Origin of the sequence: Micrococcus sp. (assembly GCF_030523875.1) — a bacterium.
Lineage (GTDB): Bacteria > Actinomycetota > Actinomycetes > Actinomycetales > Micrococcaceae > Micrococcus.
Window position 1 is genome coordinate 1 of sequence record NZ_JAUNHR010000165.1, and the last position, 1751, is coordinate 1751.

Consider the following 1751-nt stretch of genomic DNA (forward strand, 5'->3'; position numbering starts at 1 on the left):
CCCCCCACGACGACGGCGCCCCGCCTCCTCAGCGCGAGAGGCGGGCCGCCGTCGTCGTGGTCCCCGAGGAGCGGGGATCTCAGTCCCGCCAGGTCAGGGGGAGCCGTCCGGTGCGGGCGTGGCGGCGGGCCGAGCGGCGCACGGCGGGCACGGCCCACGCCAGGCCCAGCACGGCCAGCCACACGAGGCCGATCACGAGGGGCTGGCGGGCCTGGGCGTCGACCACCATGGTCGCGGCCACCACGGCCACGAACGCCAGACCGGCCCAGGTGCCGGCCGTGCCGCCGGGCATCGCGAACGACGGCGGCTCCTCGCCCGCGCGGCGCATGGCCCGGCGCATCGCGTGGTGGGCCAGCAGGATCATGGACCACGTGAAGATCACGGCGAACGTGGCCACGCCGGCCACGATCCCGAACGCGTCCTCGTTGAGGGTGATGAACACTGCGCCGGCGGCCATCACGCCGAGCATGGCCAGCACGGTCAGCCACGGCACGCCGCGGCGGCTCACGGCGGTGAACGCATGGGGGGCCTGGCCGTCGTGGGCCATGTGGTGGAGCAGTCGGCCGGTGGTGTAGATGCACGCGTTGATCGCGGAGACGGCCGCGGTGAGCACCACGAAGTTCAGGATGTGCGCGGCGAAGGGGATGCCGAGGGCGTCGAAGATCTGCACGAACGGGCTGGTCTCGCCGTCGACGGCCGTCCACGGGACCAGGGACATGATCACCACCATGGAGCCCACGTAGAACAGCAGGATGCGCACGGGCACCGTGTTCACGGCCCTCGGCAGCGCGGTGGCGGGGTCCTTGGCCTCGCCCGCGGCCACGCCGAGGGTCTCCGTGCCGCCGAAGGAGAACGTCACGATGGTCAGCGCGGTGAGCACGCCCAGGACCCCGTGGGGCAGGAAGCCGCCGTGGTCCACGAGGTTGTGGAGGCCGGCGGTGACGCCCGGCTGGTACGAGGCGCCCGTGAACATGAGGATCACGCCGCCGAAGATCATGGCCACGATGGCCACCACCTTGATGAGGGAGAACCAGAACTCGGTCTCGCCGAAGCTGCCGACGTGGGAGAGGTTCACGAGGCCGAGGGCGGCCATGGTGGCCGCGACCCACACCCACGCCGGCACCTGCGGGTACCAGAACGCCATGTAGGCGGTCACGGCGGCGGTGTCCGCCACGATCACGACGGCCAGCTCGAAGATGTACGTCCACCCCGTGGCGAAGCCGGCCATCGGGCCGAGGTAGCGGGTGGCGTAGGCCACGAACGACCCGGACACCGGCTCGCGCAGCGCCATCTCCCCGAGCGCGCGCATCACCAGGAACACGGCGCCGCCGGCCAGCAGGAAGGCCAGGATCACGCCGGGCCCGGCCGCCTGGATGCCGCCGGCCGAGCCGTAGAACAGGCCCGTGCCCACGGCGGTGCCGAGGGCGATGAACATGATGTGGCGCGCGGTGAGGCCGCGCTGCAGCTGCGCCTGGGCGCCGTCGGCGCCCGAGGCGGGGACGTCCGCGGCGGGGTGGGCGGAGGAAGTGCTCACGAGGGGATCTCCGGTGTGACGTGGGGGGAGGGGCGTGGTCACGCTACCCCGCGTCGTCGTCCGCTCCCGTCCCGTGCCGCAGGACGACTCCGGTCCCGCCCCCGGACGCGGCGGGGGCCACCCCGGGGGTGGGGGGGGGCTCGCCCCGCCCCCCGGTCCGGGGGGGGGGGGCGGGCGGGTTCGGGGGCAGAAGAGGGCGCGCCCCACCGGGGGGTGG

At 74.1% G+C, this 1751-nt stretch carries 1 protein-coding gene; it reads right to left on the minus strand.

Annotated features, from left to right (window positions below; genetic code table 11):
* Nucleotides 1-79 precede the first annotated feature (79 nt).
* Nucleotides 80-1534, minus strand: a complete 1455-nt coding sequence (locus Q4D18_RS11800) for an amino acid permease (RefSeq protein ID WP_303128646.1) — start codon at nt 1532-1534, stop codon at nt 80-82.
* Nucleotides 1535-1751: the final 217 nt, after the last annotated feature.